Genomic DNA, 26,895 nt, shown 5'->3' on the forward strand with positions numbered 1-26,895 from the left:
GTTTTTGCTGGTCAGCGCTGCTATCCGTCACATCAGGCCGACAGAGGTCGGCCTTCACAGGAGAAACGCGGAATGAAATTAATCGGCAGCTATACCAGCCCCTTCGTACGTAAAGTTTCCATCATCATGCTGGAAAAGGGCATTACGTTTGAGTTTATTAACGAAAACCCCTGGACTGATGAGAGCCACGTCCCGTCTTATAATCCGCTGGGGAAAATCCCCGCGCTGGTCACCGGCCCGGACGAAATCTGGTATGACTCCCATATCATTGCCGCCTATATCGAGCAGATGGACATTGCGCCAGCGCTGGTGCCGCGTGAAAAGCTGGCGGCGATGAAGGTGCTACAGCTGGAGGCGCTGGCCGACGGTATTGGCGACGCCTGCGTCCTGCTGGTGCGTGAAGGGATGCGGCCGCCGGAGCGGCAAATGGAGGAGCAACTGGTGCGCCAGCGAGAAAAAATTCAGCGCGGGCTGGACGCGCTGGAAAAAGAAGCGGCAAAAGGCACCGTGCTGAACAGCGACACGCTGAACATAGCGGATATTGCTACCGCCTGCCTGATTAGCTACCTGAACTTTCGCCGTATTCTGCCGGGCTGGTGCGTCGATCGTCCTGCGCTGGTCAAACTGGCTGAAAAGCTGTTTCAGCGCGACAGCTTTGCCCGTACCGTTCCGCCAACAGCCTGAGCCAACAATCTGGGTTCGATGAAAATACTGCACACGCTGAAGCATTATTACCACGCGCGTCCCAGGCTACTGGCGGCCGTCGTGCTGGCAGTGGTCAGCTTTTTCCTGTTGCCGGCCAGTCAGCCACTGGTACAAAGGCTGCTGATTGGCTGGAACGTGCTGGGCTGGCTTTACCTGCTTTTCCTCTGGTGGCTGCTGCTGAGAACGCCGACTAAGGAAATTGCGAGAATTGCCCGCGAACAGGATGAGAGTGCGGCTACCGTGCTGGCGCTGGTGTGCCTTACCTGCCTGGTCAGCATCCTGACCATTTTGTTTGAGCTGGGCACGGTGAAGCCGTTGCCGCAGGCGCAGCAGGCCTGGCATATTGCCCTCACCGCGTCGACGCTGGTGGTTTCCTGGACGCTGCTGCCGACGGCTTTTACCATGCATTATGCCCATATGTACTATCAGCAGGGCGCGAAAGGCCACAGGACGCTGCTGTTCCCCGATAAGCCGTCCGAACCGGGCTACTGGGATTTTGTCTATTATTCCTTCACCATCGCGGTGGCGGCGCAAACGGCTGATGTAGCAACCGGTAATACGGCGGTCAGGAAGATCACCACCTTGCAGGCCGTGCTCTCATTTGTCTTCAATCTGGCCATTCTGGGCCTTTCAATCAACGTAGCCGCCGGGCTGCTGAGCTGAATCAGCGGCGGCTGATGACCAATCCCCGGTAATAATTGCAAGCCGCCGCGCATATTTTTCCCTTCCCCCGCGCCAACGTACCCCTTTTTGATTAGCCGCAAAATACGCCTTCTTTTGTTATGGGATAAGTGACTACTTTTCCATTTGGGATGGAAATCAAAAAGAACACAGGGGTCAGAATGGCATTTTTAAGGAAAATTAGTCAGCTACGCTGGCTGAGAGGATGGCGAGGATGGGCATTAATCTTGTTGGGGATGCTGCTGGCGATGCTGGCCATCGCGGGTAGCGTTACCGTTCTGCATAAGACCAGCGACAGCGCATTCTGCGTATCCTGCCACAGCATGGAAAAACCTTTAGCCGAGTACATGGGCAGCATTCACTTTCAGAACCACGCGGGGATCCGTGCCGACTGCGCCGACTGCCATATCCCCAGCCAGCCCGTCGCCTATATGGCGACGAAAATCGGCGCAGTTAAAGACATTTTTGGCGAAATTACCGGAAAAATAGACAGCGAAGAGAAATATAATGCTCACAAGCTGAGCATGGCCGAATCGGTATGGAAAAGCATGAAGGCCAATGATTCGGCCACCTGTCGAAGCTGCCACAGTTTTGAGGCAATGGATATTCTTGCCCAGCGACCCGATGCGGGCAAAGCGCACCCCACGGCGATAAAAGAGGGCCAGACCTGTATCGATTGCCACCGGGGCGTTGCGCATATCCTGCCTGATATGCAGGCCAGCAACCAGGCGGGGGCAGCCCATCTGGCCGCTATCGCCGCCAGTACGCCGCAGGACGCCAGCCCGCTTTACAGCATCGCCACGCAGCCCTTTACGCTACAGCCTACCGCAGGCGCTTCTGCCGGTACTCTGTTCCCCTCCACCGAACTGATCCCACTTAAGCACGAAAACGGCAGGGTACAGTCGCGGCTGGACGGCTGGCAGCAGGAAGAAGTGCCCAGCATTATTTATGCCGCCGCAGGCAAGCGCATCATCAGCGCCGTGCTGGGTGAGCAAGCCGCCAGCGCGGTTGAGCGCCATCAGTCAGCGATTGACAGCCAGACAGGAACCTCCTGGCACAAGGTTTCTCTCACGATCTGGTTACCGACCAGCCAGCTGATTCAGGATCGGCAAAAAATCTGGCAGTACGCTTCCGGCCTGATGACCAGCAGCTGTACCGGCTGCCACGGCCTGATCCCGACCGATCGCTTCACGGCCAATCAGTGGATTGGCGTGATGAAAGGAATGGCCTCACGGACGTCACTGGATGCGGAACAGCTGCGGCTACTGACGCAGTTTGCGCAATACCATGCCGGCGACATGTCCGCCGCCAGCCTGGCGACATCAAAAGGAACCGATGATGAAAAATAGCAGCACAGGACTCAGTCGCCGCCGCCTGTTACAGGCTGGAGGGGCCTTAATCGCCGTGGGCACGTTGGATCTGCTTTACAGCAAGTCAGCGGTGGCCGTCGCGGTCAGCGAGGCTATGCCGTTATTTACCGCCCTCCGTCCCGCCCGCAAAGGGATACTCACCGCCACCCACTGGGGAGCTTTTGAGGCGGTGGTAGAAAATGGCCGGATGGTCGGCGTGCAGCCGGTAGCTGACGATCCGGCTCCCAACGAGCTGATTAGCATGGCCCCCAGCCAGCTCTACGCGCAAAACCGCATTACCTCGCCGATGGCGCGAAAAAGCTGGCTGGAACAGGGACCGGGTAGCAGCAATGAGCTGCGTGGACGCGACGAGTGGGTCAAAATTAGCTGGGATGAGGCGATTAAGCTGGTCAGCAAGGAGATCGGCCGTTTGCAGCAGAGCCTTGGCCCCTCCTCGATCTACGCTGGCTCGTACGGCTGGAAAAGCACGGGTATGCTGCATAACTGCCGCGCCCTGCTGCACCGGTTAATGAATCTGGCGGGCGGCTTTGTTGGCTACAGCGGTGATTACTCGACCGGTGCAGCGCAGGTCATTATGTCGCACGTTGTTGGGTCGATGGAGGTCTACGAACAGCAGACCACATGGCCCAACGTTGTCGATAACGCGGAACTGGTGATCCTCTGGGGATGCAATCCGCTGATCACCCTGAAAAACAGCTGGAACGTTCCCGATCACGTCGGGCTTGATGGGCTGGCAGCGCTGGCGCAGAAAGGCACGCCCGTCGTCGCCATTGACCCGATCTTCAACGCGAGTGCGAAGAAGCTGAACGCTGAATGGCTGGCTCCCAACGCCTACACCGACAGCGCAACGATCCTCGGTCTGGCCCACACGCTGCTGACCGAAGACCTGCACGACCAGCCCTTCCTTGACCGCTACACGACCGGTTTCGATAAATTCCGCGCCTACCTGCTGGGTGAACCGGACGGCATAGTGAAAAGTGCTGAATGGGCGAGTGAGATTTGCGGAGTGGAGGCGAACACCCTTCGCCAGCTGGCGCGCAGGATGGCAGGAAAACGGACGATGATCATGGCCGGATGGGGCATCCAGCGCCAGCATCGCGGCGAACAGCCCCACTGGCTGCTGGTTACGCTGGCGGCGATGATCGGCCAGATTGGCCTGCCGGGCGGCGGTTTTGGCTTCAGCTATCACTACTCTTCCGGCGGCAGCCCGACGGCCAGAGGCGGCATTCTTTCCGGTATCAGCGCGGGCGATCCGCCAAAAAATTCGCCGCCGCCCATTCCGGTGGCCCGTATCGCCGACTGCTTAGCCAACCCGGGAAAACGCGTGCAGTTCAACGGGAAAACCCTGACCTGGCCTGATATCAAAATGGTCTATGTCGCCGGGGGCAACCCCTTCCATCATCATCAGGATACCAATAACCTGCTGAAGGCCTGGCAACGGCCCGACACTATCGTCGTGCAGGAACCGTACTGGACGGCGACGGCCAAACATGCCGACATCGTTCTGCCCTGCACCACCAGCTTTGAGCGCAACGATATGGATATGGGCGGCGATTATTCACAGCGCTATGTTTTCCCGATGCACCAGTGCGTAACGCCGCAGCATGAGGCGCGCGATGACTTTGCTATTTTTCGTGATATTGCCGTCCAGCTTGGCGTGGAGCAGAGCTTTACCGAAGGCAAGAATGAAATGCAGTGGCTTAAATCGCTGTATGACGACATGAAAAGCCAGGCCAGAAACGTCGGCATCCCGCTACCGCCTTTCGATCTGTTCTGGCAGTCCAACAACTATATTCGCTTCCCCATTCCGCAGGAGAACCAGCAGTGGGTACGCTTTGCCGATTTCCGGGCCGATCCGCTACTGAATCCGCTCGGCACGCCCAGCGGTAAGATCGAAATCTTCTCGCAGACCATCGCCAGAATGCAATATGACGACTGCGCCGGTTTGCCCGGCTGGGTGCCGCCAAAAGAGTGGCGCGGCAGCCCGGAGGCCAAACGTTTTCCTTTGTCGCTGAACACCGCCCATCCGGTAAATCGCCTGCATTCACAGCTGGATAATGCGCCGCTGAGGGAGAAATATGCCGTCAGCAATCGCGAAGCCATCCTGATCAACCCTGAGGATGCCAGGGCAAGAGGGATTGAGTCAGGGGACCTGGTCAGAGCCTTCAACGATCGGGGACAGATTCTGGTCGGCGCCACCCTCTCCAGCGATATCCGCCCCGGCGTCGTACGCATCAGCGAGGGAGCCTGGTACGATCCGGCCGAGCCGGCCAGGCCAGGCTCGCTGTGCAGGAACGGTAACGTAAATTGCCTGACGTTTGATATCGGCTCTTCACAGCTGGCGCAGGGAAACTGTGGACATATGGCGCAGCTGGAGATTGAGAAATATCAGCATGAGGCGCCGCCGAATACCGCACACGCCATACCAGCAACGGCAGTTTAGCCCTTCACGGCTGTCTTGCATGACCTGGAGACAGCCGCAAAATTCACCCGCCCCCCAGGCCGACGGGACGCTGGCAGCAATCTGCATTAATACGCCCTTAGTGCTATACTGTACGTATATCCATTTATGACTGGAGAATATGTGACTGAAAACGCCCTGCGCGGAGAAGATGTTTACACCGTCATTGGAAAGGTGGTGTCCAGCCTTTTAAGGCCGGACCATACTCTTACGCTTCATGAGATTATTAACGCACTGCACCTGATGGGTGAAGGCGCCAGCCTTCAAAGCATAAAAGATACCTGTAGCGAGGCCATCAGAATTCTTGCCCGGCAGATGCACTAATTCTGGCGGATAAACCGACGGTACAACAGGCCAGGGCAACAGCGGAGCTGAAGCCCCTTCAGCAGGTCGGGTCAGAATCCCTCGTCATCCGGGGTGCGTCCCACGACAACTTCCAGCACGTTACGCAGCACGTCAAGTTTAACCACGTCAGAGGTACATTCCATCTCACCAATGAGGCTAAGAATAATGGCCTTGGTAGTCACCTGTTGCCCCCGGACCGCCAGCTCCCGGATTACCGAGTCCAGCACGGCCGCTTCGTCAGCAAGAGAATCGCCAGCGCTGCGAAAGTGATTGATAATTTCTGCTTCTAAACTGGTCTGCTGCATGTTTTTATCCATTATGTTCGCATTATTGCGGCCAGAAAGCCTGGCGAAATTAACCCATAAAAAAGACGGCCACCCCTGCGGGGGCCGCGCTCGGTGGTTTGCTCCCCTTTCCAGCGGAGCGGGGAAATATAATGTTAGTGCTTTTTACGGCTTTGCGCGTCAGCAGCGCCAAAAACAGGTGCGCCAACACTTTCACGCGCGGATAAAAATTCGGTCTGGACTTCGTCAAGCGCCGCACGTAACCCTTCCAGCCGCTCAGGATCATTCTCGACCGCAGCCATCTCTTTAAGCCGGTGGGCCAACATGGCGCCATTTAGCGCAAGGTTTTTATCCAGCAGATGTACTGCTGCCTCGCCAATCAGTATTTCGGTTAATTTTTCAAGCTTACTTTTGTGCATACCCGCATTCCAATGGTTCGTTCTCAGACGCACGGAACAGAAGTTCCGATACATCAGGCAGGCTCACGCACCGGATTTGCAGTTCAAAACGTGCAATACCCGGTATATATTAACGGCCAAACAACATGCCAATCAGAGCCTGGTAGTGCTTTTCCTCCTCCATACTGGTGGCATGTTCGAGTTTGCGCAACAGTTTGGTGCAAATCATCTTACGATTCAGGCTCTTACCTGAACGGAGGATCTCCACCACAATACTTCCTAAAGTCTCTTGCTGAGAAGGAAGCGATGCCTTGCTAAAATAGTGAGTAATTTCACTGGCGGTGCCTGGAGCGATACCGTTCTGATTCATAGTTAGTCTCTCAGGTAGTTAATTTTAATCAGCATTGACTACACGTAAAGTTGTACAAACATAGCAAAGTTGTACAGAAATAGTGTGCAAGATCGGCTTCTTATTTTTTGCAAAAAATGCTATTACTTAATTAACAATAAGTTGCATCAATATCAGGCCGCTAACCTTATGAGGGATGTTTGGCTGGTGTGTTGTAAAGCGGTTCCGAGGGCGGGCATATGGGTGCGGCGGGTTTAAACGTCATCCCTGACAGATTTCTCCAGGCGGAGCGCCTTCAGGCACATCCGACAATCCCCTGATGAGGTTATCTTTCATCGTCGTTATCCGGACGAAACCGGACTACGTCTCCGCTCAGGCTTATTTCACCTTCACTGCCAGCTTCCGTTAGCCAGTGCCATGCTGAAGGATACTTCTGTCCGGGTTGCCTGAAACTTTTCAACCAATTGCGGGCATCGGTAATCTGTACCAGGCGAGCATCGCTGGTTTCATTTTCGGCGATCAAACTGAGCTGTTCAATGAGCGTTTCAACGCTGATGTCTTTATCACCCAAAGCCAGGCTCAGTGCAGCTTCGCCAATTATGGTGTGACCTAATTCATCGTCGTGAAATAACACGATACAACCTCCATTAATGAATTAAAGATAACCTCAATATCTATTTTAGTTCTTATTTACAACATTACAAAAAAACATCTTTAATCGCAGGATATAATTTAATTGCTTTAATCAAAATGCATATTTATAACCTCATGAAAAAACTCAAATATTATTTCCAACCACCCGACGGAGGCCTTTCGCCGCCGCAGGTTATAAGTTTTAGCATCGCCGCCTGCAACTGCTCGCGGATCTGCAAAAGGCCAAAGCCAGCATTCGTCAGGATCCTCTGCGGTCACCTGTGTACAATACATCCTCCAGGCCATAAATTGGTTGAGGCTGTGTCTATAAACGATGCTGGCCTGACGACAGGGTGATATCAATGATTTTCAGTCAATTATCTAAGGAAAACTAACGATGCAGCGCTGCGGTTGGGTTACTCAGGACCCTCTTTATCTTGCCTACCACGATACTGAGTGGGGCGTGCCCATTACCGACAGTCGCGGGCTGTTCGAAATGCTCTGTCTGGAAGGACAAATGGCTGGCCTTTCATGGCTGACCGTGTTGAAGAAGCGTGAGAACTACCGCCGTGCGTTTCATCATTTCGATCCGCAGGCCGTCGCCCTGATGGGAGAAGCCGATGTTGACCGGCTGATGCTCGACAGCGGAATTATTCGCCATCGTGGGAAGCTATCCGCCATTATCGCCAATGCGCGAGCCCTGCTGGCGATGGAGGCGCAGGGTGAAGCCTTCAATACCTTTATCTGGCATTTTGTTGATAACCAGCCGCAAATTCATCAGCATACCGATTTCCGTACCGCGCCTACCTTCAGCCCTGTCTCGAATGCGCTTTCCAGGACCTTAAAAAAGAAAGGTTTTAAGTTTGTGGGCACCACCACCTGCTATTCATTTATGCAGGCCTGTGGGCTGATTAATGACCACGTTACCAGCTGCTTTTGCCACCCAAACAACCAGCCGTAGCGCCTCTTTACACTTTCAGACCAAAGCCCCGATTTTTTTACATTTTTTGGCGGCATAATCTGAGTTTTATGGGCAAGTTTGCCTGACGTTGCATTTGAGAAGGATTCTATGAAAAAGCGCTATATCACCCTTGCTCTGGTTTTGAGCGGCACCATTGCCCTCTCGGGCTGTACCACTAACCCCTATACCGGCGAACGCGAAGCAGGAAAATCCGGAATTGGCGCTGGCCTGGGCGCCGCGCTGGGCGCAGGCGTTGGCATGCTCTCTTCCTCCAAAAAAGATCGTGGTAAAGGCGCCCTGATTGGGGCGGCAGCAGGCGCCGCTTTGGGTGGCGGTGCGGGCTATTACATGGACGTGCAGGAAGCCAAACTGCGTGACAAAATGAAGGGGACCGGCGTCAGCGTGACGCGTCAGGGTGATAATATCGTGCTGAACATGCCAAATAACGTCACCTTTGACAGCAGCAGCAGCACGCTGAAGCCAGCCGGGGCCAACACTCTGACCGGCGTGGCGATGGTGCTGAAAGAGTATCCGAAAACCGCCGTTAACGTGGCGGGCTACACCGATAGCACCGGCGGCCGTCAGCTGAATATGACGCTGTCCCAGCAGCGCGCGGACAGCGTTGGCAGCTCGCTGATTACCCAGGGCGTCGCGGCTAACCGTATCCGCACCACCGGGATGGGGCCGGATAATCCGGTGGCCTCCAACGCCACCGCCGAAGGTAAGGCGCAAAACCGCCGCGTCGAAATTACCCTCAGCCCGCTACAGTAAACTCCCCTCGCCGGGCTGCCTACGCGGCCCGGCAACAACGCCTGCTGTGCTGCTGTGTCCTTAAAATCCCTGCCGCGTTGCCTGGAGATGGGCGAGCCTGAGCTTATGCTTTATGATGATCCGATCCGCTTTCGGTTATTCCGCGCTATCTTAGGGTAGGAAGTACTGAGAAGGCTGCAATCCCATTTATCCTCACTGTTTACTGTTCAAAGGATCGCTATGAACCGCAAGGCTGCACGAGCCACTATAAGCGACGTCGCGAAAGCGGCAAAGACTGGGAAAACCAGCGTTTCGCGCTATCTGAACGGTGAGCAGAACGTGCTTTCGGCTGATTTGAAGCAGCGAATTGAAACCGCCATCGCCGAGCTGAATTACCGCCCAAGCCAGATGGCCCGTGGCCTGAAGCGGGGGCGCACCCGGTTAATCGGACTTATTATCGCCGATATCACCAACCCCTATTCGGTGGACGTAATGGGCGGGATCGAGGCGGCCTGCCGGGCGCGGGGCTTCACCCTGCTGATGTGCAACACCAATAACGAGGTGGATCAGGAGCAGCATTACCTGAACCTGCTCAACAGCTATCAGGTGGAAGGCATTGTGGTAAACGCCGTAGGGATGCGTGAAGAGGCACTGAGCCAGCTTCAGCAATCTCTGCTGCCAATGGTGCTGATTGACCGTAAAATCCCCGATTTCCCCTGCGACGTGGTGGGCCTGAATAACGTCGAAGCGGCGACGCAGGTGACCAGCCATTTGATTGAACGGGATTATCAAACGGTAATATTCGTCAGCGAACCGCTTGGCCTGGTGAATACCCGGCACGAACGTTTGCAGGCTTTCAAAGAGACGATGGCGCGCTACCCAGACCGCGAGGCTGTGCAGGCGGAGGTTTCTCTGACCGACGGCGCCGAGCTGGATCGGGTGCTGAAAACGTTCTGGCAGCAGCATGGTTCCCGGCGCTGCGCGGTGATAGTCGTCAACGGTGCCCTGATGTTGCAGGTGGCGCGCTCGCTCAAACGCCTTGGGCTGAGCTGGGGTGAGCAGCTTGGTCTGCTGGGCTTCGACGAACTGGAGTGGTCAGAGCTGGCTGGCGTGGGGATTACCACCTTGAAACAGCCGACCTGGCAGATGGGCTATACGGCGCTGGAGCAGGTTATTCGCCGCATTGAGGGCGATAACGCACCGCCTGCCGATCACGTTTTCTCCGGCGAGCTGATTATTCGCGGGTCGACAAGCCTGACGCAATAGAGGCCGGTAGATTGGGCAAGGGTTGGCCCGAAGTAGGTCAATTATTGAAGATATTATTACTGGTCTTTTAGTTTTATAATCTCGCCGTCTTTTTTCTTCATATAACTATGGTTGTAAGTATCATAATAAGTTACATCGCCCCCTCTGGAACTCACCCTGAATAAGATGTCCTTTTCGATACAATTATCTTTTACCTTTCTGTCGTCGAAACAGCGCAGATCCGTTGTTTCAAAGCTCAATCTTGGAACGCTTTTAGGCATTACTTTATAACCATCATTGAATCCCCAAAAAACTATCCTGAAGTCCCCCGTTTCATCCTCTTCTGGAACGCCATACTTCTCTTTTAACATTTCTTCGTTTTCTTTCCACCATGCTAACTTACCTGCGTCGGTATAGGGAAAGTGTCTGACCAACACATTACTCCCATCGGATTCATGATGGATATCCACTATTTCAACAGGCTCAGAAATTTTCAAGATGAAGAAAATTACGCCGAGTAATGCCAACACAGCGACCAGCACCTGAAGAAGCTCATTTTTTATGCTTTTCATTTTTCTGCTTTTTCTCCATGAATTTCAACAGTCGCTTCCATATTAACCATAAACGGTTTGAACCCCATTTTTTCCCAGCGTTGTAGTAGGAACCAGATGCGGAAGATCGGCATATTGTGGTAACGCGGTTTCATCATATCACGATCGTCCAACCCGAAATGATCCTGTCCTTTAAAGTGTACCTTTGCAGTGAATTTACGCCCTTCAATGCGTAGCGCCATTAACGTTATTTGGGTTGCATGAACATCATGCACAGAAATTCCGAGACCATTTACGCAGTCAATCCAACGGTCAAATTTCGGCAAATAGCTATCACTGATTTCAATCGCTATGGAGTGTCTGATTTTATCTGAAAAATATTTCAGATCTGTATCTTCTGATAGCGCTATTTTTATGCCATTCAAAGCGCTTTTTTTCGAGCGATCGTTCCTGATCAGATTAGCATAAGCAAAGTTCAGCAATGAATCACTAAATGGCCTGCCGTTACCGTTTTGCAGATGATTAACCAATCTTAAAAAGAGCGCCCGATGGCCAAAGAATGAAGCCACCCGTGAGTGCTTGCGCATCTCATCAAAAAGCAGTCTGGAAACGTCCTGATAATTCACCCTCTCTTTGATGATTGCCGGTCTGGCTAAGGCGTGGGTGCCAAACGGATAGCGACGCTTTTCACCCGTCCAGGGATCAAAGCTCTCTGACACACTGTCCAACAGGTAATGTTGCCGGAGAACCTTCTCACTCAGATCGCCACAATGCATATCTTCCGCGTAGCCATCGTCAAAGCGATGCTGGGTAGTGAAAAGTACGTTGGGGAGTTGCAGTTCGCAGGGAAGGGAGATGCTGCTGTCTGTCATCGTGAATTCCTTTTAGACGTTATCGGGCTTCATTGCCCATCGGTGGCTATTTTCCCTAAACCTCAGATTTCCAGGCGCGTTCAGATCGCATTTTCAGACCATCCCCCAACAAAAATTGTTCACATCGTGAGCGCGATCATAAAACCATACACTGCCCCTTTGCTTTGGAACCGGTTCCATTTAACGTTTTTATAACGTCGAGGCCACACCGAGCCTGGAGGAAGGTATGAAAAGAGAAGTGATAGTGGTGACGGCAGCCTATGGTCGCGAGCAGATTGCCGCCATGGGCGGTCAGCAGGCCGTGGTGCCCATCGTTGCCGCCGCCGGTGCCGACGGCATTGAAATCCGTCGCGAATTGTTCAGCGACAGCGAGTTAAGCACGCTGCCTGCACTGGGAAAAACGCTGGCCGATGCCCGGCTGGTGGTGTTCTATTCCGTGCCGGAAGCGCTGTTTACAGAAGACGGGCAGCTTAATCCCAGGCTCGATGCGCATTTCGCCGAAGCAAAGCAATTAAATGCTCAGCTACTAAAATATTCGCTGGGACACTATCGCCGCGGCTTTGACTACGCCGTCCTGCGCGAAAAGCTGGCGGGTCAGACTCTTCACCTGGTTGTAGAGAACGATCAGACCGACTGCGGCAGGCTGTCCGCCCTGGACAGCTACTTTCACGATTGCGGCGAAACCCGCACCTGTAGCGGCATGACCTTTGATATGGGCAACTGGCTGTGGGTGGGCGATGACCCTCTGGCCGCCGCCGCAAGCCTTAGCCGCTTCGTCAGCTATATCCATGTTAAAGCCGCCACGAAAGAGGCCAACGGCTGGCGCGCCGTGGCGCTGGATGAAGCCGACGCTCTGTGGCGCGAGACGCTGGCGCGGCTGCCTTCAGGCGTGCCTCGCGGCATTGAATTCCCGCTGGCAGGCGACGATCTGCTCGCCGTCACCCGCCATTACGTTGATCTGCTGCGAGAGGAGTAACCGATGACCTTCCATGAAAACGGCACGCTTGACGTCGTGACCATTGGTGAAGCGATGGCGATGTTTGTCGCCACCGAAGCCGGTGAGCTGGCCGCAGCCGAACGCTTTGTAAAACGCATTGCCGGCGCCGAGCTGAACGTGGCGATTGGCCTCGCCAGGCTGGGCCTGAAAGTGGGCTGGGTCAGCCGGATTGGCGATGACTCGTTCGGTCGCTTTACCCTTCAGCAGCTGGAAAAGGAGGGCGTGGACCACCGCCAGGTGACGACCGACGGGCGTTACCCGACGGGCTTCCAGCTAAAATCAAAGGTGGATGACGGGTCAGATCCGCTGGTGGAATATTTCCGTAAAGGCTCTGCCGCCAGCCATCTTTCTGCTGAAGACTTCAGCCGCGACTATTTTGGTTCGGCGCGTCACCTCCATCTGAGCGGCGTCGCCGCCGCTCTCTCTGCTTCCTCGCTCGAACTGTCCAGATACGCCGCGCAGGAGATGAAACAGATGGGTAAAACGCTCTCTTTTGATCCCAATCTGCGCCCCGTTCTGTGGCCGGATAAGCGTGAAATGGTCAGGCAACTGAACCTGCTGGCAGGCTTTGCGGACTGGGTACTGCCAGGAATCGGCGAAGGAAAAATACTGACCGGTTACGACCAGCCTGAAGCCATTGCCGACTTTTACCTCGATATGGGCGTGAAGGCGGTAATAGTGAAAACCGGCTGCGACGGCGCCTGGTACAAAACCTCGCAGGGCGAAAAAGGCCCGGTTGCGGCCATCAGAACGGAGAACGTGGTGGATACGGTTGGCGCAGGCGACGGCTTTGCCGTTGGCACCATCAGCGCGCTGCTGGAAGGTAAAAGCCTGCCCGCGGCGATCCGTCGCGGTAACAAAATTGGTTCACTGGCCATTCAGGTCATCGGCGACAGCGAAGGCCTGCCGACGCGCGCTGAACTGGCCGATGACTGACCCAAAATAATAAAAAAGCCCCTACACTCTTTTAGCCTCAACAGAGGAAACACCTATGAACAAGCAGACAATCGCGCCAAAACGCTGGTGGTATATTATGCCCATCGTGTTTATCACCTACAGCCTGGCGTATCTGGACAGGGCGAACTTCAGCTTCGCTTCCGCAGCAGGGATAAACGACGATCTGGGGATCACCAAGGGCATGTCATCGCTGCTGGGTGCCCTGTTCTTCCTCGGCTACTTCTTTTTCCAGATCCCCGGCGCTATCTATGCTGAACGCCGCAGCGTGAAGAAACTGGTGTTTATCTGCCTGGTACTGTGGGGCGTCTGCGCTTCGCTAACCGGCATGGTCAGCAATATTCCGATGCTGGCCGCCATCCGCTTTATCCTTGGCGTGGTAGAGGCGGCAGTGATGCCCGCCATGCTGATCTACATAAGCAACTGGTTCACCAAATCTGAACGTTCCAGGGCCAACACCTTCCTGATCCTCGGTAACCCGGTGACCGTGCTGTGGATGTCCGTAGTGTCAGGCTATCTGATTGAGTCGTTCGGCTGGCGCGAGATGTTTATCTTTGAAGGCATCCCGGCGGTGATCTGGGCGATAGCCTGGTGGTTTATGGTGCAGGACAAACCAGCACAGGCGAACTGGCTGAGCAACGACGAAAAAGCCGCCCTCCAGGCGCAGTTAGAGAAAGAGCAGGAAAACATCAAGGCGGTGCGTAATTACAGCGAAGCCTTTAAGTCACGCAACGTCATCATCCTTTGTATTCAGTACTTTACCTGGAGCATCGGCGTTTACGGCTTCGTGCTCTGGCTGCCTTCTATTCTGCGCAACGGCACCCAGATGGGCATGGTTGAAGCGGGCTGGCTCTCGGCGGTTCCTTATCTGGCGGCCACCCTCGCGATGATCGTCGTCTCCTGGGCGTCGGATAAGTTACAAAACCGCAAATTATTTGTCTGGCCGTTGCTGCTGGTTGGCGCGCTGGCGTTTTTAGGTTCCTGGCTGGTGGGAGCAAACAATTTCTGGCTGTCGTTCACGCTGCTGACCGTCGCCGGCGCGGCAATGTATGCCCCTTACGGGCCGTTCTTTGCCATCATTCCAGAGATGCTGCCACGTAACGTTGCCGGCGGCGCAATGGCGCTGATCAACGCTATGGGCGCGCTGGGTTCATTCCTGGGCTCCTGGGTGGTAGGTTATCTGAACGGTGCCACGGGCAGCCCTGCCGCTTCGTATATATTTATGGGTGGTTCGCTACTGATTTCGGTCTGGCTGACGCTGATAGTAAAGCCCGCGAAGAACAAACAACCGCCGATGCCGCGCGGCGCTAAACACGCTTAAAAATGCACAGCGGGCCAGCAGGCCCGTTCCTCAATTCAAGGGAGACGAGAATGAAACCTTCTGTGGTGCTGTACAAGAAATTACCCGAAGATCTGCGCACAAAGCTTGATGAGCATTTTACCGTTACCGAAATCAACGGTCTTACCCCGGAAACCCTGAGCCAGCACGCGGCGGCATTCCAGCAGGCCGAAGGGATTTTAGGATCGGGCGGGAAGATTGATGCCGAATTCCTGGCCAAAGCGCCGAAGCTGCGCGCCGCCTCCAGCGTCTCCGTTGGCGTGGATAATTTTGATATCGCCGCGCTGAACGATCGCGGTGTGGCGTTGATGCATACGCCAACGGTCCTGACCGAAACCGTGGCCGATACTATGATGGCTTTAGTCCTCGCCGCGGCTCGCCGCGTGACCGAAGTTGCCGAACGCGTGAAGGCCGGAGAGTGGCAAAGCAGCATCGGCGCTGACTGGTTTGGCATCGACGTGCATCATAAAAAATTGGGCATTCTGGGTATGGGACGTATCGGCCTGGCGCTGGCCCAGCGGGCGAACCTGGGGTTCAGTATGCCGATCCTCTATAACGCGCGTAAGCATCATGAAGAGGCCGAGCAGCGTTTTGGCGCCACCTGGTGCGATCTCGATACGCTGCTGCGCGAGTCCGATTTCCTGTGCATCAGCCTGCCGCTGACCAATGAGACGCATCATCTGATTGGCCGCGAACAGCTGGCAAAAATGAAACATTCCGCGGTGCTGATTAACGCCGGACGCGGCCCGGTGATTGACGAAGAGGCGCTGATTGCCGCGCTGAAAGACGGCACGATCCATGCTGCCGGTCTGGACGTCTTCGAGAAAGAGCCGCTGCCGGTTGATTCTCCTCTGCTGACGCTGCCCAACGTTGTGGCCCTGCCGCATGTCGGTTCCGCCACCCATGAAACGCGCTACGGAATGGCCAGAGATGCGGTCGACAACCTGATCGCCGCGCTGAGCGGGAAAGTGGAGAAGAACTGCGTTAATCCGCAGGTGATAATTGCATCACGCCAGGGCTGACGTTAAGGTAACCCCCCCTACGACCTGACTAAGCAGTTAATACGTTATGAGCTTTTCCGCCTTCGGTGACAAATTTACAAGACATTCAGGCATTACGCGCCTGATGGAAGATATGGGTGAAGGATTACGCACACCGGGTGCGGTTATGCTGGGCGGCGGCAATCCCGCGCAAATTCCAGCCATGAATGCGTATTTCCAACAGCTGCTACAGCAGATGCACGATCAGGGCAAGCTGGCCGAGGCGCTGTGCAACTACGACGGCCCGCGTGGAAAAACAACGCTGCTGGAGTCGCTCTCAGCCCTGCTGCGCGAAGAGCTGGGCTGGGAAATTGGGCCGCAAAATATCGCTCTGACTAACGGTAGCCAGAGCGCCTTCTTCTATCTGTTCAACCTGTACGCCGGACGACGCGCCGACGGCAGCAAGAAACGGGTGCTGTTCCCGCTGGCGCCGGAATATCTGGGCTATGCGGATGCCGGGCTGGAGGAGGATCTTTTCGTCTCTACCCGTCCCAACATTGAGATGCTGCCCGAAGGGCAGTTCAAATATCATGTGGATTTCGAGCATCTGCACATTACCGAAGATACTGGCCTGATCTGCGTTTCCCGCCCGACTAACCCAACGGGTAACGTTATTACTGACGAAGAGCTGATCAAGCTTGACCTGCTGGCGCAGCAGCATGACATTCCGCTGCTTATCGACAACGCCTACGGCGTGCCTTTTCCCGGCATCATTTTCAGCGAGGCCAGGCCGCTGTGGAATCCGAATATCATCCTGTGCATGAGCCTTTCCAAGCTCGGCCTTCCCGGCGCGCGCTGCGGCATTATCATCGCCGATGAGAAAACGATCTCAGCCATCAGCAATATAAATGGCATTATCAGCCTGGCGCCGGGCAGCATCGGCCCGGCCATCGCCAATGAGATGATCCAGCGTGGCGATCTGCTGCGCCTGTCGGAACAAACGATAAAACCGTTTTATCAGCAGCGCGTAAACCAGACCATCGCCGTCATTCGCCGCTATTTATCCGAAGATCGCTGTCTTATTCACAAGCCTGAGGGCGCAATTTTCCTCTGGCTGTGGTTTAAAGACCTGCCGGTTACCACCGAGGTGCTCTATCAGCGGCTGAAAAAACGGGGCGTGCTGATGGTGCCGGGCCACTTCTTCTTTCCCGGCCTGGAGCAGGCGTGGCCGCACACGCATCAGTGTATGCGCATGAATTACGTGCCGGACAGCGACAAAATTGAACGGGGCATTGCGATACTCGCGGAGGAGATAGAGCGGGCGCATCAGGAAGGATGAAAAAAGGGCCGCTGATGCGGCCCTTTCTACTGGCGGATTACTTCAGAATTTCAATCTTCCGCGGCTGATTGGCTTCAGGCACGACGCGCTCAAGATCGATATAAAGCAGGCCATTTTCTAATTTGGCATCGCGCACGCTGACGTGTTCAGCCAGCTGGAACTTGCGCTCAAAATTGCGCTCGGCAATGCCCTGATACAGATAGGTTCGCTCCTGCTGTTCGTCAGGATGGGCGCCGCGCACGGTCAGCATATTGTCGTGGGCGGTGATATCCAGCTCGCTCTGAGCGAAGCCTGCCACGGCAATGGTGATTCGGTATTTATTTTCCGCCACCAGCTCCACGTTATAAGGAGGGTAGCCGCCGTTGCTCTGGCCCTGATTAGATTCCAGCAAATTGATCAGGCGGTCAAAGCCGATAGAAGAACGGTAAAGTGGGGCAAGATCGAAATTACGCATGTTATTACTCCTGAATTTCAGCGAGAATTGAGGTCAGACCTTCCACTATGGACAGGTCGTGGGTCAGGATGACGTACCCTTACGGCGTACTCATTTGTGACCCTGATAGTAAAATGGTGACTTCAGGTCGGCTTTCAAGGGGCTAAAACGCAATTTTTTTAACCATTGAGCCACGAATGTCATACACTCAGGGAAGAATTCGTCGAACCAGTGCAAGAGTCGCCACAGAGCGGCCGGGAACTTCCCAGCACATGACGATAACAATCAGGCCGGCGTTGCCGTGACTGAAGGGATGATGATGATGAGAGTAATAAACAAGTGTCGCTGTGCCGGTCTGCTTGCCTGCCTTTCGCTGGCTGGCACTACCGGGTGCTCCAGCTTTATGACCCATTCCGGCCCCGACCAGGGCTATTATTCCGGTACGCGTGCCGGTGCGGCGATTGTTGCCGACAGCAATAGCGGCTGGGTCATGCGCCCGCTGGCCGCGCTGGACCTGCCGTTTTCCGCCGTAGTGGATACGCTGTTCCTGCCGTGGGATTATTACCGTAAGGACAGCGACAAGGCCAACGACTCCCCGCGTGAGCGCGTGTTGCGCAGCGAACAGCAGAACCATACCAACGACAGCCTCGCTCAGGCCGCGCCAATGCCAGTTAGCACGCCTCCCCAGCAGTAGCTTTCGCCCGCCCGGGCTACTCGCCCACGCCGACGATAAAGATTTGCTGCCAGCCCCCGACGTTACGCAGGTAGGCTACGTGTAACCCATCGGGGGAGCAGACCACCGCATCAGCCAGCGGGGCTTCATCCGTCCTCACGGTCAGACGATTGAGCTTGCCGGTTGCCATATCGCAAAGCATCACGCTGTTATCATTGATCAATGCCACTGAACGCCCGCCAGGATGCCAGCTGAAGGCCGACTGAATATCGCTCTTCGCCCGCGTAATCTGATGCGGCTCGCCGCCGGTCGGCGCAACGGTCCAAAGCTGTACCACGCCCGCCTCATCTTTCATTAAAAAGGCAATGGCCCGGCCGTCTGGCGAGCTGCGCAGCCAGTGGCGGGGCAGCATTGCCAGCCCCGGATGCGCGCGCCGGTGGGTAAAGGTCAGCCTGCGCTGGACAACGTTTTCAGGCGGCGCAGGCAGCCGGGTTGCCGTCCCGGCCAGCGGCGATTCGCCTTCCAGCGCGTAATCAGCCATCTTATCGGGCAGATCGACGATAAACACCTCCGGCACTTTTTCACCGTTTTCAGCCCGGGTGTCGCCAATAAAGGCCAGTGCCCAGCGCTGCCGGTGACCATCGTGCTTCAGATAGCCCTCCTCGCCGATCCAGCCTTCTTCATAAGCCCGGCTGATTTCGTCGCTGCCTGCGGCGGGGTTTGCGGTCGTTTTGCTAACCAGCACGCAGAAGTGGCTGCCATCGTACTCGCGCGGGTGCTGCTTAGGCGGGCAGACGGCGTGCAGAGGCACCGCCACGCCAACGTTGCGCAGATCCTCTTTGCTGTCGAATTCGTGCATAACGTGGTCGTTATAGGTGTAGCTGAGGCGTGAGCCGTCCGGGCTGAAAACGTGTACATGCGAACCGCCGCGCAGCGCGCCGGGCGTGAAGGGCGGCGTAATATCGCAGGCGTCCAGATTCTCCGCGCGACCGTGCTGGATAATCACCCCGCGCCGATGGTGAAAGTCATACTGCCACTGGCTGTCCGGGTGTTCCGGGCCGTGGATGCAAACATAGCGAGGAGGCAGGTCGGGGCTGACGGTGACCACGCCAACATGCGCGCCGTCTTTAGCCTGGTACAGCACTTCCGTCTGGCCGCGAAGATTCACCCGCTCAACGGTTAAGCTGCTGAACGTCGCGCCATTTGGCCGCATGTCGTATACCAGCCACTGGCTGTCAGCCGTCCAGATATTAATATTGGTAAGTTGATGGTTACGTTGATCAAACGTCAGCTGTGTTTCCGTCATCGCGCTTTCCCCAGGACCTGTTCTGCCCCTAAGGGTAATGCATTCAGCGGCTTTCGGGTACTGGCGTTGCCAGCGGCTGACCGTTAAAGAAGGCATCCACGTTTTTCGCCACCAGTTGTGACATAGCCAGACGCGTTGACCAGGTTGCGCTGGCTATATGCGGAGTCAGGACAACATTGGGCCGGTGAAATAGCGCGGAAGGAACCTGAGGCTCCTCGCTGAACACGTCCAGCCCTGCGCCACCCAGCGTCCCGGCATCCAGCGCCGCAATCAGGGCCTGCTCATCCACCACGCTGCCCCGACCTACGTTTATCAGGATCCCTTCACTCCCCAGCGCCTCCAGGACTTCACGATTAATCAGATGGCGGTTGCTGGCCGTGCCCGGCGCGCAAACCAGCAAAAAGTCACTCTCTCTGGCCAGCGCCACGACATCAGGCTGATAGCGATAGGCTACATTACCGAGCGGCGTCCGGTTGCAGTAAGCAATCGACATATCAAAGGCCTGCGCGCGTTTGGCTGCCGCCAGTCCAATTCGGCCCAGTCCCACAATCCCCAGCGCAGATCCAGAGACCTTTCGCGTCCACGGATAGCTTGCCTGCGGCCATTTGCCCTGCTGAATAAATGCCTGCGCGCCAGGGATCTGGCGGGAAGTTGACAGCATCAACCCGATAGCAAGGTCGGCGACATCCTCTGTCAGTACGTCCGGCGTATGGGTCACCTTAACCTGATGCTCTTTTGCCGCCTGCACGTCGACACCGTCATAGCCAACGCCAAACACCGCAATCAGCGCCAGGTTAGGTAACGAGGCCATCAGCTCGCGGGTGACCACCGCCTCCCCATTGGTCAGCAGAACCTGAAAATCAGCCGCCATACCGGCAAAATCGCTGCTGGTTAGCAAGGAGAATTCTACAACCTCATAGCGTTGCTGTAAGTCGGACAGTAGCGGAGCAGGCAGAAACGCCTGCTTTAACACTTTCATTTTCATATTACTTACCTGGCTGATGATGAGGGACCGATTTCAGCGAACCGCGCGAGGGATGAGAGACGATAATGCCGATTACGCCGCCAACAATCAGCGCTACGGCGACGATGAGCAGGCCGTAGTGATAGCTGTTAGTTATGTCCTTGATTTTGCCGAGAATAGGGGGTAAACCCAGTCCGACAAAGTTCGCCACCGTATTAATAAACGCGATGGAAGCGGCCGCCGCCACGCCAGCCAGCTTTTCGGTGGTAACGGCCCAGAAAACGGGCGTCAGCGCAAAGTTAAAGCCAACGGTCAGCACCAGCAGCAGGTAAGACACCAGCAAATTGCCCGACCAGACGGCCATGGCCAGCGCCAGCCCGGAGAAGATCAGCGGCAGACCCATATGCCATGAGCGTTCGTTGGTCTTATCTGAATGACGACCGTTTAAGTACATAAACAGGCAGGCCAGCACGAACGGCACCGCAGAGAGCAGGCCGATAACAAAATTGCTCTGCCCGGCCGCCATGCTTTTGACGATCAGCGGCATAAACAGCGTGATGCCAATCGAGCCAAAGGCCTGGAGGAACCAGACAAGACTCAGCAGCAGCACGGTTTTATCCTTCAGCGCGCTAAGCCAGGAGTGATTCTTTCCGATCTCCACGCCAACGTTATCCTGCTGCAAACGCTGGCGTAGCCACGACTTCTGCTCCGGGTTCAGCCACGGCGCATGCTCCGGCGTATCGGGCAGCCGCCACAGCACCAGCACGCCCAGCAGTACGGCGGGGAGCCCCTCCAGCGCGAACAGCCAGCGCCAGCCAGCTACGTCAGCAATCCCGTGCATGTTCAGGATCGCACCCGACACCGGCAGACCAATAATTGACGCCGCCACGGAGCCCATATAGAAAAAGGACATCGCGCGGGCGCGGTTGCTTTTCGGGAACCAGCAGGAGATGTAGTAGATGATCCCCGGGGCAAATCCGGCTTCGCACATGCCCAGCAGAAAGCGCATCACGTACAGCTGGTTAGCGCTATGCACCAGCGCCATTCCGGTGCTGACGATACCCCATGTAATCATGATGCGGGCAATCCAGCGGCGCGCGCCGACCTTTGTCATGATCACGTTGCTGGGGATTTCGAACAGGATATAGGAGATGTAAAACATACCGACGCCGAGGCCGTACATGCTGGCGGAAAGGCCCAGATCCGCGTTCATTTGCAGCGCGGCGATGGAGATATTGGTCTTATCCAGATTGGCGACAAAATAGCAGATAACGATAAAGGGAATAATTTTCGCGTTCAGCTGTTTCAGGGTGGAGGTGTACAGATCGGTGTTCATCATCACTACCTCAACGGGTGGCGTGGCCGGGCTCGGGCAGCAAAAGGACCGCCCGCGGCGCACGCAGGGTATTTTGTGGGATGTTTGTTATGGCGCTTACTGACAGAGAGGGCGATTTACCACTCGGCGACCGTGCCGTCGCCAAACCGCCACAGCGGATTTCGCCAGTCCGGCGCGGTCTTGCTGCGTTCAATCACCAGCTGCTCGTTAATTTCCACGCCCAGACCAGGTTTGCTCAACGGCGCAAAGTGGCCGCCCTGCATCGTGAAGTCTTCTTTATTCACCACGTAATCCAGCAGCTCCGCGCCCTGGTTATAGTGAATTCCCATGCTCTGCTCCTGGAATACCGCATTGCGGGAAACAAAGTCCACATGCAGGCAGGAAGCCAGCGCAATCGGTCCCAGCGGGCAGTGAGGAGCCAACGCAACGTCATAGGCTTCCGCCATGGCGGCAATTTTAAAACATTCGGTGATGCCGCCAGCGTGGGAGAGATCGGGCTGAAGGATAGCCAGACCGCCCGCGTCCAGCACGCGTTTGAATTCAAAGCGCGAGTACATACGCTCACCGGCCGCAATAGGCAGATGCGTCTGGGCCGCCAGCCGGGGATAGTATTCCGCCTGCTCTGCCAGCACCGGCTCTTCGATAAACAGCGGACGATAAGGCTCCAGCTCCTTAATCAGGATTTTCGCCATCGGCGCGCTGACACGGCCGTGGAAATCCAGCCCGAACTCAATGTCGTTGCCAAACGCCTCGCGGATCTGCGCCACGGTATTGACCGCCGCATCCACTTTGCGTGAGCTGTCGATGATGCCCATCTCTTCGCAGCCGTTCAGCTTAAAGGTATCAAAGCCGATTTCACGCAGCTTTTTAATACCGTCAATCACTTCCGCCGGACGATCGCCGCCGACCCAGCTGTACGCTTTGATGCTGTCGCGCACCAGGCCGCCCAGCAGTTGCCAGACGGGAACGCCGAGGACCTTGCCTTTGATATCCCACAGCGCCTGATCAATACCGGCAATGGCGCTCATTAAAATCGGGCCACCGCGATAGAATCCGCCGCGATACATCACCTGCCACAGATCGTTGATCCGCGCCGGGTCCTGACCAATCAGAAATTCTGAAAGTTCATGCACGGCGGCCTCGACGCTTCTGGCTCGCCCTTCGATAACCGGTTCTCCCCAGCCCACCACGCCTTCGTCCGTTTCAATCTTCAAAAACATCCAGCGCGGAGGCAGGCGATAAGTAGTCAGTTTTGTAATTTTCATTGTACGGCGTCCTTATAGGCTGCAACGAAAGCGCGCGCCTGCTCTGCGGTGCGGGAAACGGGCTGTCCGGCACGATAGAGATCGCTACCGAGGCCAGCGCCCACGCAGCCCGCAGCCAGAAACGCATGGAGATTTTCCGGAGTGACGCCGCCAACGGCAAACACCGGCACGTCCGGCGGCAGTACGGCTTTCAGCGCCTTAATGTAGTCCGGACCGAAGGCGGAAGAAGGGAAGATTTTCAGCGCCTGGGCGCCAGCTTTCAGCGCGGTAAAGGCCTCGGAGGCCGTAGCGCAGCCAGCCGCCACCGTCATGCCTTTTTCTACCGCGCGTTGGATGACCGCCACGTCAGTGTTTGGCGTCACCACCAACCTGCTATTAATTACGGACAGCTGGTCAACCTGCTCCGGCTCCAGTACGGTGCCCGCGCCAATCAGTGCTTGATGGCCGAAGGCGGCAACCATACTGGCAATACTGCGCGACCATTCCGGCGAGTTAAGCGGGATCTCAATAGCATCAAAACCCGCGTCAATTAACGCGGCAACGTGTGCCTCCGCCTCATCAGGGCGAATACCGCGCAGGATAGCGATCAGCGGCAGCTTAGTAGGCCAGTTCATCGGCAATACTCCTGATTCCATGCTGGAAGGCCCGGTCGCCCTCCAGCAGTTGAGCGGACAGCCCGGTAAGCTGCAACGCCTTCAGATAGCGTTCGGCCAGCGAGCTGCCTGCAATAAGGGTTAGCGGGGTTTTATGCCCCTGCATAAAGGTCGCTGCCATCAGCGCCGCTTCATGACCTATCAGCAAACCGGAAAGAAAATCGCTGACCGACTCACGAGAACGAGCACCCAGCACATGCGCTGCACGCACCTCAAATAACCGGCTGAGAATGCTGCGATCGTTAGCGCCCGTTTCCAGCCCCTGAGAGAAGGCCTCTGCGTCCGGGCGCTGCGCTGGCAGCCCGCTGCCAATCAGCGAATGGTTAAGCAGAACATGGTGAAGTTCTCCGGTCATCACGGTGCGAAAATCCACGATCTTGCCCGCTTCTTCCTTCACCCACTTACAGTGGGTGCCGGGCATGACGTAATGAGTGGCAGGACAAAGCCGCGCGGCGCCAAGCAGCTGCGTCTCTTCTCCGCGCATCACGTTAAAATTATCGCTTTGCACCATGCTCAACCCCGGCACAATCCAGGCTCTGTTTTCCACCCTGGTCAGGCGGAAGGCAATCTCCCCCAGCGAGACCGGACAGGGCAGATAGGGCACATTCAGCCAGCCCGCGTTGCTCCCGACCATCCCGGCCATGATCACCGGCAGCTCGCTGACCGGCCATCCTTCAGTGATCGTTGTAAAAACCCCGGCTGGCGTCCGGCCGTTCAGCCGGGTAACGCCGGATTCAGAACGGCGTTCCTCCTGACAGATTCCTTCGCGGAAATACCAGGCACGGAGGTTAGTGGAGCCCCAGTCGATAGCAATATAGCTGGTCACGTAATGTCCTTTAGTCTTCGGGTCGAGCTGGCAATCATCGTCAGTGCCGCCTGCTCAGCCTCATCAGGTTTCTGATGGCGAATCGCGTTAAACAGCGTTTTATGCTCGAGCAACGTATTCGGCATGTTGTCGCTGTCCGGCATGTAGGTTCGCTCGAAGACCGCCCGCTGTAGCGAACTGATGGCTACGCTGAGCTGCTGAAGAACCGGGTTATGCACGGATTCCAGCACGGCTTCGTGATAGCGAATATCGGCCTGATTGAACGCCGCACGGTCATGGTGGTGGGTCACCATATCGTTGAGCGCCGCTTCAATTTTGGCTAAATCGCTTGAGGTGGCGCGTTCCGCCGACCAGCGAGCGATTTGCGGCTCAACCAGATTTCGCACTTCGCTCATGGCCGCAATCAGCCGCGGGTCCCGATCGTGCTTAAGCGACCACTGCAGCACGTCGCTGTCGAGGAAGTTCCACTGGCTGCGCTGGGTGACAAAAGCCCCCCGGTAACGCTTCATCTCTACCAGCCGCTTTGCCATCAACGATCGAAACACTTCACGGATAATATTGCGCGAGGTGCTGAACCGTTCGCAAAGCTCGGCTTCTGCCGGTAAGGAGGCGCCGGGCAGGTAGTTTCCCGACACAATGTCTTCACCTAAGGTCAGAATGATACGGTCCGTTTTGCTGAGATCGTCTTTCATGGTATTCCGTGCAGTTGAGTAAGAGTCCCTGGCACTGTACCGCCGTCAGCCACACATTTGCACGACTAAAGCTGGTGAGGAGTGGATAACGATGGGTTATTGTAGTACCTATATACAATGTTGTACTACAATACAGATCACAAAACAGACAAACCCTGACTGAAAAAGGGAATGAATCAGCTATCGTAAGCTGCGGGAGAGATGAACTGGTTTCCAGGCTGAAACTGAGGTGACGGAAAATCTGGGGTTCCGACGTAGAACCCCATACAGGCTCCTAATTTTTAAGCTTCCAGGCATCTTGCCAGTTACTGCCTACCCCCGGTTCAAACTGGTTTGATGAACGGCTCCATTGAACACAAAATCCACTATAGGGGAAGGGTTTGCATTCATATAACTTCCCGTCCCTGGGCTGTAAAATAACGGTACCGGCTTTATATGTTCGAAGATTTTCAGGAAAAGAATGATCATATTTTTCTGGTAAATCTTTCAATTCAGATAAGAAAAGCGCCTCAGGATAAACAGATTTTATCCAGTCTTTATACTTTGACACACGAGCGCCGGTTGAGTAGGAGCCGCCATGGCCATTAGTCGTCGCTATGATGACGTTTCTGGAATTTTTCTTCTGCCACCATGATGAGCCACTATCCCCGGGAGCAACTCTGGCCCAGAATTCAGAAGGGCCGACAGGGGAATATGACGCACCTATCCCATAATCAAGTTCGAAAATAGAATCTATTTTACTCTGACCGAATAATCTTCTGTCACCTTTTTCAGGCCAATAACTACCATGCTGATTTAAACCAACGCCCCAGGTTCCGTAACCAACGTAAGTTACCGTTTCATTCATTTCATCTGACGAATCGTTTAAAACAGGTTTTACTACAGGCTTACCGTTGGCATCAGTTAATACTGCTCTGAAGGGTAATTTTAATATAGCTATATCCGTTGATGCGCCTCCCATGCCTGCGGGTCTGTTTATTCTTTCTTTAGGTACAAATGAGGTACCTTCACCATCAGCAATGACTTTGTTGTTCCAGGAGGTGAACGATGATTTTGTTGAAGTTTTTGTATTGGCATAGTCAACACAATGAGCCGCTGTAAGAATATAACTCCATTTATTTTTATCATCATTCCCGATCCATGTTGCAGTACAGCCAGGGATCGCACCCACAGAGAGATATTCTTTAGCGTAGCTCAACTCACGCAGTTTCTCATTTTTATTTTTAAGTCCCTGACGTACATCCGTGATGTCACCACCATTTTCTTTAAAGGTATGCTCGTCAATCAAAATAGCCTGAGACAATGGGGTTGATAAAATAAATGGAATAATTATCGTCAGCTTGTTCATAAAAAATCCTTTTGAAATAAATCAATAACAAACAAAAACACTATATTTAGCATTCTGACGCCATGGCCTAACGCGCAGTAACACTAGCCATTCCCTTACCACAACTCCATAAAAAACCAATTTATTAATTAAATTAATAAATATGAAAAAACTTAAATTACTGACATTTGTCGTTGCTGTGTTTT

28 protein-coding genes and 2 pseudogenes are annotated in these 26,895 nt (G+C 55.1%); 14 read left to right on the plus strand and 16 right to left on the minus strand.

Annotation, left to right across the window (positions count from 1 at the left end):
• Nucleotides 1-72: 72 nt before the first annotated feature.
• The 5 genes from NG99_RS05735 (at nt 73) to NG99_RS05755 (ending at nt 5,541) form a co-directional block, all read left to right on the plus strand.
• On the plus strand, nt 73-684 hold the full coding sequence (locus tag NG99_RS05735) for a glutathione S-transferase (RefSeq protein WP_034889271.1): 612 nt from the start codon (nt 73-75) through the stop codon (nt 682-684).
• Between the two features lie 18 nt (nt 685-702).
• Nucleotides 703-1,368, plus strand: a complete 666-nt coding sequence (locus NG99_RS05740) for a DUF1345 domain-containing protein (protein ID WP_034889273.1) — start codon at nt 703-705, stop codon at nt 1,366-1,368.
• Nucleotides 1,369-1,547: 179 nt separating this feature from the next.
• Complete coding sequence (locus NG99_RS05745) at nt 1,548-2,735, plus strand: NapC/NirT family cytochrome c (RefSeq protein WP_034889276.1); 1,188 nt, start codon at nt 1,548-1,550, stop codon at nt 2,733-2,735.
• Nucleotides 2,722-5,199 (plus strand): trimethylamine-N-oxide reductase TorA, encoded by a 2,478-nt coding sequence (gene torA, locus NG99_RS05750; RefSeq protein WP_034889277.1) that lies wholly within the window; start codon nt 2,722-2,724, stop codon nt 5,197-5,199. The genes NG99_RS05745 and torA overlap by 14 nt, the downstream gene beginning before the upstream one ends.
• A gap of 141 nt (nt 5,200-5,340) precedes the next feature.
• On the plus strand, nt 5,341-5,541 hold the full coding sequence (locus tag NG99_RS05755; protein ID WP_232298179.1) for a hypothetical protein: 201 nt from the start codon (nt 5,341-5,343) through the stop codon (nt 5,539-5,541).
• Nucleotides 5,542-5,612: 71 nt separating this feature from the next.
• Here NG99_RS05755 and NG99_RS05760 read toward each other — a convergent pair whose 3' ends face one another.
• The 4 genes from NG99_RS05760 to NG99_RS05775 all read right to left on the minus strand — a co-directional run bounded on the left by NG99_RS05760 (nt 5,613) and on the right by NG99_RS05775 (nt 7,227).
• Nucleotides 5,613-5,867, minus strand: coding sequence for a biofilm development regulator YmgB/AriR family protein (locus NG99_RS05760; RefSeq protein ID WP_034889476.1), 255 nt, complete (start codon nt 5,865-5,867; stop codon nt 5,613-5,615).
• A gap of 134 nt (nt 5,868-6,001) precedes the next feature.
• Nucleotides 6,002-6,265 carry a hypothetical protein gene (locus tag NG99_RS05765; RefSeq protein WP_034889279.1) on the minus strand — a complete coding sequence of 88 codons (264 nt, stop codon included), beginning with the start codon at nt 6,263-6,265 and terminating at the stop codon, nt 6,002-6,004.
• A gap of 109 nt (nt 6,266-6,374) precedes the next feature.
• The gene (gene ycgZ, locus NG99_RS05770) at nt 6,375-6,614 is read right to left on the minus strand and encodes a regulatory protein YcgZ (RefSeq protein ID WP_034889281.1); all 240 of its coding nucleotides are present in this window, start codon (nt 6,612-6,614) and stop codon (nt 6,375-6,377) included.
• 304 nt (nt 6,615-6,918) lie between these two features.
• Nucleotides 6,919-7,227, minus strand: coding sequence for a hypothetical protein (locus NG99_RS05775; protein WP_034889283.1), 309 nt, complete (start codon nt 7,225-7,227; stop codon nt 6,919-6,921).
• A gap of 396 nt (nt 7,228-7,623) precedes the next feature.
• On the opposite strand from NG99_RS05775, the gene NG99_RS05780 reads away from it, so the two are divergent.
• From NG99_RS05780 to NG99_RS05790, 3 genes are all read left to right on the plus strand, one after another.
• The gene (locus tag NG99_RS05780; RefSeq protein WP_034889285.1) at nt 7,624-8,187 is read left to right on the plus strand and encodes a DNA-3-methyladenine glycosylase I; all 564 of its coding nucleotides are present in this window, start codon (nt 7,624-7,626) and stop codon (nt 8,185-8,187) included.
• A 108-nt stretch (nt 8,188-8,295) separates the two neighbouring features.
• The gene (locus NG99_RS05785; protein ID WP_034889287.1) at nt 8,296-8,958 is read left to right on the plus strand and encodes an OmpA family lipoprotein; all 663 of its coding nucleotides are present in this window, start codon (nt 8,296-8,298) and stop codon (nt 8,956-8,958) included.
• 219 nt (nt 8,959-9,177) lie between these two features.
• Nucleotides 9,178-10,203 carry a LacI family DNA-binding transcriptional regulator gene (locus tag NG99_RS05790; RefSeq protein ID WP_034889289.1) on the plus strand — a complete coding sequence of 342 codons (1,026 nt, stop codon included), beginning with the start codon at nt 9,178-9,180 and terminating at the stop codon, nt 10,201-10,203.
• 56 nt (nt 10,204-10,259) lie between these two features.
• Here the strand turns inward: NG99_RS05790 and NG99_RS05795 are convergent, their stop codons facing one another.
• On the minus strand, nt 10,260-10,754 hold the full coding sequence (locus tag NG99_RS05795) for a DUF943 family protein (protein ID WP_034889291.1): 495 nt from the start codon (nt 10,752-10,754) through the stop codon (nt 10,260-10,262).
• Nucleotides 10,751-11,605, minus strand: coding sequence for a DUF3289 family protein (locus tag NG99_RS05800; protein ID WP_034889293.1), 855 nt, complete (start codon nt 11,603-11,605; stop codon nt 10,751-10,753). The genes NG99_RS05795 and NG99_RS05800 overlap by 4 nt, the downstream gene beginning before the upstream one ends.
• Nucleotides 11,606-11,831: 226 nt before the next feature.
• On the opposite strand from NG99_RS05800, the gene NG99_RS05805 reads away from it, so the two are divergent.
• Genes NG99_RS05805 through NG99_RS05825 form a run of 5 tightly spaced genes read left to right on the plus strand, consistent with a single transcriptional unit; the run spans nt 11,832 to nt 17,214 of the window.
• Nucleotides 11,832-12,581: a sugar phosphate isomerase/epimerase family protein gene (locus NG99_RS05805; RefSeq protein WP_034889296.1), complete on the plus strand. Its 750-nt coding sequence runs from the start codon at nt 11,832-11,834 to the stop codon at nt 12,579-12,581.
• 3 nt (nt 12,582-12,584) lie between these two features.
• Entirely contained in the window at nt 12,585-13,538 is a 954-nt protein-coding gene (locus NG99_RS05810) for a sugar kinase (protein ID WP_034889298.1), read from the plus strand.
• Nucleotides 13,539-13,593: 55 nt separating this feature from the next.
• The gene (locus NG99_RS05815) at nt 13,594-14,877 is read left to right on the plus strand and encodes an MFS transporter (protein ID WP_034889300.1); all 1,284 of its coding nucleotides are present in this window, start codon (nt 13,594-13,596) and stop codon (nt 14,875-14,877) included.
• A gap of 50 nt (nt 14,878-14,927) precedes the next feature.
• A complete protein-coding gene (ghrB, locus tag NG99_RS05820; RefSeq protein ID WP_034889302.1) occupies nt 14,928-15,917 on the plus strand; it encodes a glyoxylate/hydroxypyruvate reductase GhrB in 990 nt (329 codons plus the stop codon).
• 46 nt (nt 15,918-15,963) lie between these two features.
• A complete protein-coding gene (locus tag NG99_RS05825; protein ID WP_034889304.1) occupies nt 15,964-17,214 on the plus strand; it encodes a valine--pyruvate transaminase in 1,251 nt (416 codons plus the stop codon).
• Between the two features lie 37 nt (nt 17,215-17,251).
• On the opposite strand, the gene ibpA is transcribed toward NG99_RS05825, so the two are convergent.
• Complete coding sequence (ibpA, locus tag NG99_RS05830) at nt 17,252-17,668, minus strand: small heat shock chaperone IbpA (RefSeq protein WP_034889306.1); 417 nt, start codon at nt 17,666-17,668, stop codon at nt 17,252-17,254.
• A gap of 301 nt (nt 17,669-17,969) precedes the next feature.
• On the opposite strand from ibpA, the gene NG99_RS05835 reads away from it, so the two are divergent.
• Nucleotides 17,970-18,341, plus strand: coding sequence for a YceK/YidQ family lipoprotein (locus tag NG99_RS05835; protein WP_034889479.1), 372 nt, complete (start codon nt 17,970-17,972; stop codon nt 18,339-18,341).
• Between the two features lie 16 nt (nt 18,342-18,357).
• Here NG99_RS05835 and NG99_RS05840 read toward each other — a convergent pair whose 3' ends face one another.
• The 9 genes and pseudogenes from NG99_RS05840 to NG99_RS05875 all read right to left on the minus strand — a co-directional run.
• Entirely contained in the window at nt 18,358-19,626 is a 1,269-nt protein-coding gene (locus tag NG99_RS05840; protein ID WP_034889308.1) for a DUF3748 domain-containing protein, read from the minus strand.
• Between the two features lie 43 nt (nt 19,627-19,669).
• Nucleotides 19,670-20,611, minus strand: a complete 942-nt coding sequence (locus NG99_RS05845) for a 2-hydroxyacid dehydrogenase (RefSeq protein WP_034889310.1) — start codon at nt 20,609-20,611, stop codon at nt 19,670-19,672.
• A 1-nt stretch (nt 20,612) separates the two neighbouring features.
• Nucleotides 20,613-21,926: an MFS transporter gene (locus NG99_RS05850; protein ID WP_034889312.1), complete on the minus strand. Its 1,314-nt coding sequence runs from the start codon at nt 21,924-21,926 to the stop codon at nt 20,613-20,615.
• A gap of 116 nt (nt 21,927-22,042) precedes the next feature.
• Complete coding sequence (dgoD, locus tag NG99_RS05855; RefSeq protein ID WP_034889314.1) at nt 22,043-23,191, minus strand: galactonate dehydratase; 1,149 nt, start codon at nt 23,189-23,191, stop codon at nt 22,043-22,045.
• The gene (locus NG99_RS05860; protein WP_034889316.1) at nt 23,188-23,805 is read right to left on the minus strand and encodes a 2-dehydro-3-deoxy-6-phosphogalactonate aldolase; all 618 of its coding nucleotides are present in this window, start codon (nt 23,803-23,805) and stop codon (nt 23,188-23,190) included. Before NG99_RS05860 ends, dgoD begins: the two co-directional genes overlap by 4 nt.
• Nucleotides 23,789-24,670: a 2-dehydro-3-deoxygalactonokinase gene (locus tag NG99_RS05865; protein ID WP_034889318.1), complete on the minus strand. Its 882-nt coding sequence runs from the start codon at nt 24,668-24,670 to the stop codon at nt 23,789-23,791. The genes NG99_RS05860 and NG99_RS05865 overlap by 17 nt, the downstream gene beginning before the upstream one ends.
• On the minus strand, nt 24,667-25,362 hold the full coding sequence (locus NG99_RS05870) for a FadR/GntR family transcriptional regulator (RefSeq protein ID WP_034889320.1): 696 nt from the start codon (nt 25,360-25,362) through the stop codon (nt 24,667-24,669). Before NG99_RS05870 ends, NG99_RS05865 begins: the two co-directional genes overlap by 4 nt.
• A 274-nt stretch (nt 25,363-25,636) precedes the next feature.
• Nucleotides 25,637-25,801: pseudogene (locus NG99_RS29885) on the minus strand (N-acetylglucosamine-binding protein GbpA); the annotation flags it as partial.
• Between the two features lie 99 nt (nt 25,802-25,900).
• A pseudogene (locus tag NG99_RS05875) lies at nt 25,901-26,710 on the minus strand (trypsin-like serine peptidase); the annotation flags it as partial.
• Nucleotides 26,711-26,895: the final 185 nt, after the last annotated feature.

Source organism: Erwinia typographi (assembly GCF_000773975.1).
In the GTDB taxonomy this organism is placed as follows: Bacteria; Pseudomonadota; Gammaproteobacteria; order Enterobacterales; family Enterobacteriaceae; genus Erwinia; species Erwinia typographi.

Bases quoted from the DNA above. Each gene is read 5' to 3' on its own strand.
- NG99_RS05735 (WP_034889271.1), top strand. From the start codon at position 73: ATGAAATTAATCGGCAGCTATACCAGCCCCTTCGTACGTAAAGTTTCC.
- NG99_RS05740 (WP_034889273.1), top strand. From the start codon at position 703: ATGAAAATACTGCACACGCTGAAGCATTATTACCACGCGCGTCCCAGG.
- NG99_RS05745 (WP_034889276.1), top strand. From the start codon at position 1,548: ATGGCATTTTTAAGGAAAATTAGTCAGCTACGCTGGCTGAGAGGATGG.
- torA (WP_034889277.1), top strand. From the start codon at position 2,722: ATGATGAAAAATAGCAGCACAGGACTCAGTCGCCGCCGCCTGTTACAG.
- NG99_RS05760 (WP_034889476.1), bottom strand. From the start codon at position 5,867: ATGCAGCAGACCAGTTTAGAAGCAGAAATTATCAATCACTTTCGCAGC.
- NG99_RS05765 (WP_034889279.1), bottom strand. From the start codon at position 6,265: ATGCACAAAAGTAAGCTTGAAAAATTAACCGAAATACTGATTGGCGAG.
- ycgZ (WP_034889281.1), bottom strand. From the start codon at position 6,614: ATGAATCAGAACGGTATCGCTCCAGGCACCGCCAGTGAAATTACTCAC.
- NG99_RS05780 (WP_034889285.1), top strand. From the start codon at position 7,624: ATGCAGCGCTGCGGTTGGGTTACTCAGGACCCTCTTTATCTTGCCTAC.
- NG99_RS05785 (WP_034889287.1), top strand. From the start codon at position 8,296: ATGAAAAAGCGCTATATCACCCTTGCTCTGGTTTTGAGCGGCACCATT.
- NG99_RS05790 (WP_034889289.1), top strand. From the start codon at position 9,178: ATGAACCGCAAGGCTGCACGAGCCACTATAAGCGACGTCGCGAAAGCG.
- NG99_RS05795 (WP_034889291.1), bottom strand. From the start codon at position 10,754: ATGAAAAGCATAAAAAATGAGCTTCTTCAGGTGCTGGTCGCTGTGTTG.
- NG99_RS05800 (WP_034889293.1), bottom strand. From the start codon at position 11,605: ATGACAGACAGCAGCATCTCCCTTCCCTGCGAACTGCAACTCCCCAAC.
- NG99_RS05805 (WP_034889296.1), top strand. From the start codon at position 11,832: ATGAAAAGAGAAGTGATAGTGGTGACGGCAGCCTATGGTCGCGAGCAG.
- NG99_RS05810 (WP_034889298.1), top strand. From the start codon at position 12,585: ATGACCTTCCATGAAAACGGCACGCTTGACGTCGTGACCATTGGTGAA.
- NG99_RS05815 (WP_034889300.1), top strand. From the start codon at position 13,594: ATGAACAAGCAGACAATCGCGCCAAAACGCTGGTGGTATATTATGCCC.
- ghrB (WP_034889302.1), top strand. From the start codon at position 14,928: ATGAAACCTTCTGTGGTGCTGTACAAGAAATTACCCGAAGATCTGCGC.
- NG99_RS05825 (WP_034889304.1), top strand. From the start codon at position 15,964: ATGAGCTTTTCCGCCTTCGGTGACAAATTTACAAGACATTCAGGCATT.
- ibpA (WP_034889306.1), bottom strand. From the start codon at position 17,668: ATGCGTAATTTCGATCTTGCCCCACTTTACCGTTCTTCTATCGGCTTT.
- NG99_RS05835 (WP_034889479.1), top strand. From the start codon at position 17,970: ATGAGAGTAATAAACAAGTGTCGCTGTGCCGGTCTGCTTGCCTGCCTT.
- NG99_RS05840 (WP_034889308.1), bottom strand. From the start codon at position 19,626: ATGACGGAAACACAGCTGACGTTTGATCAACGTAACCATCAACTTACC.
- NG99_RS05845 (WP_034889310.1), bottom strand. From the start codon at position 20,611: ATGAAAATGAAAGTGTTAAAGCAGGCGTTTCTGCCTGCTCCGCTACTG.
- NG99_RS05850 (WP_034889312.1), bottom strand. From the start codon at position 21,926: ATGAACACCGATCTGTACACCTCCACCCTGAAACAGCTGAACGCGAAA.
- dgoD (WP_034889314.1), bottom strand. From the start codon at position 23,191: ATGAAAATTACAAAACTGACTACTTATCGCCTGCCTCCGCGCTGGATG.
- NG99_RS05860 (WP_034889316.1), bottom strand. From the start codon at position 23,805: ATGAACTGGCCTACTAAGCTGCCGCTGATCGCTATCCTGCGCGGTATT.
- NG99_RS05870 (WP_034889320.1), bottom strand. From the start codon at position 25,362: ATGAAAGACGATCTCAGCAAAACGGACCGTATCATTCTGACCTTAGGT.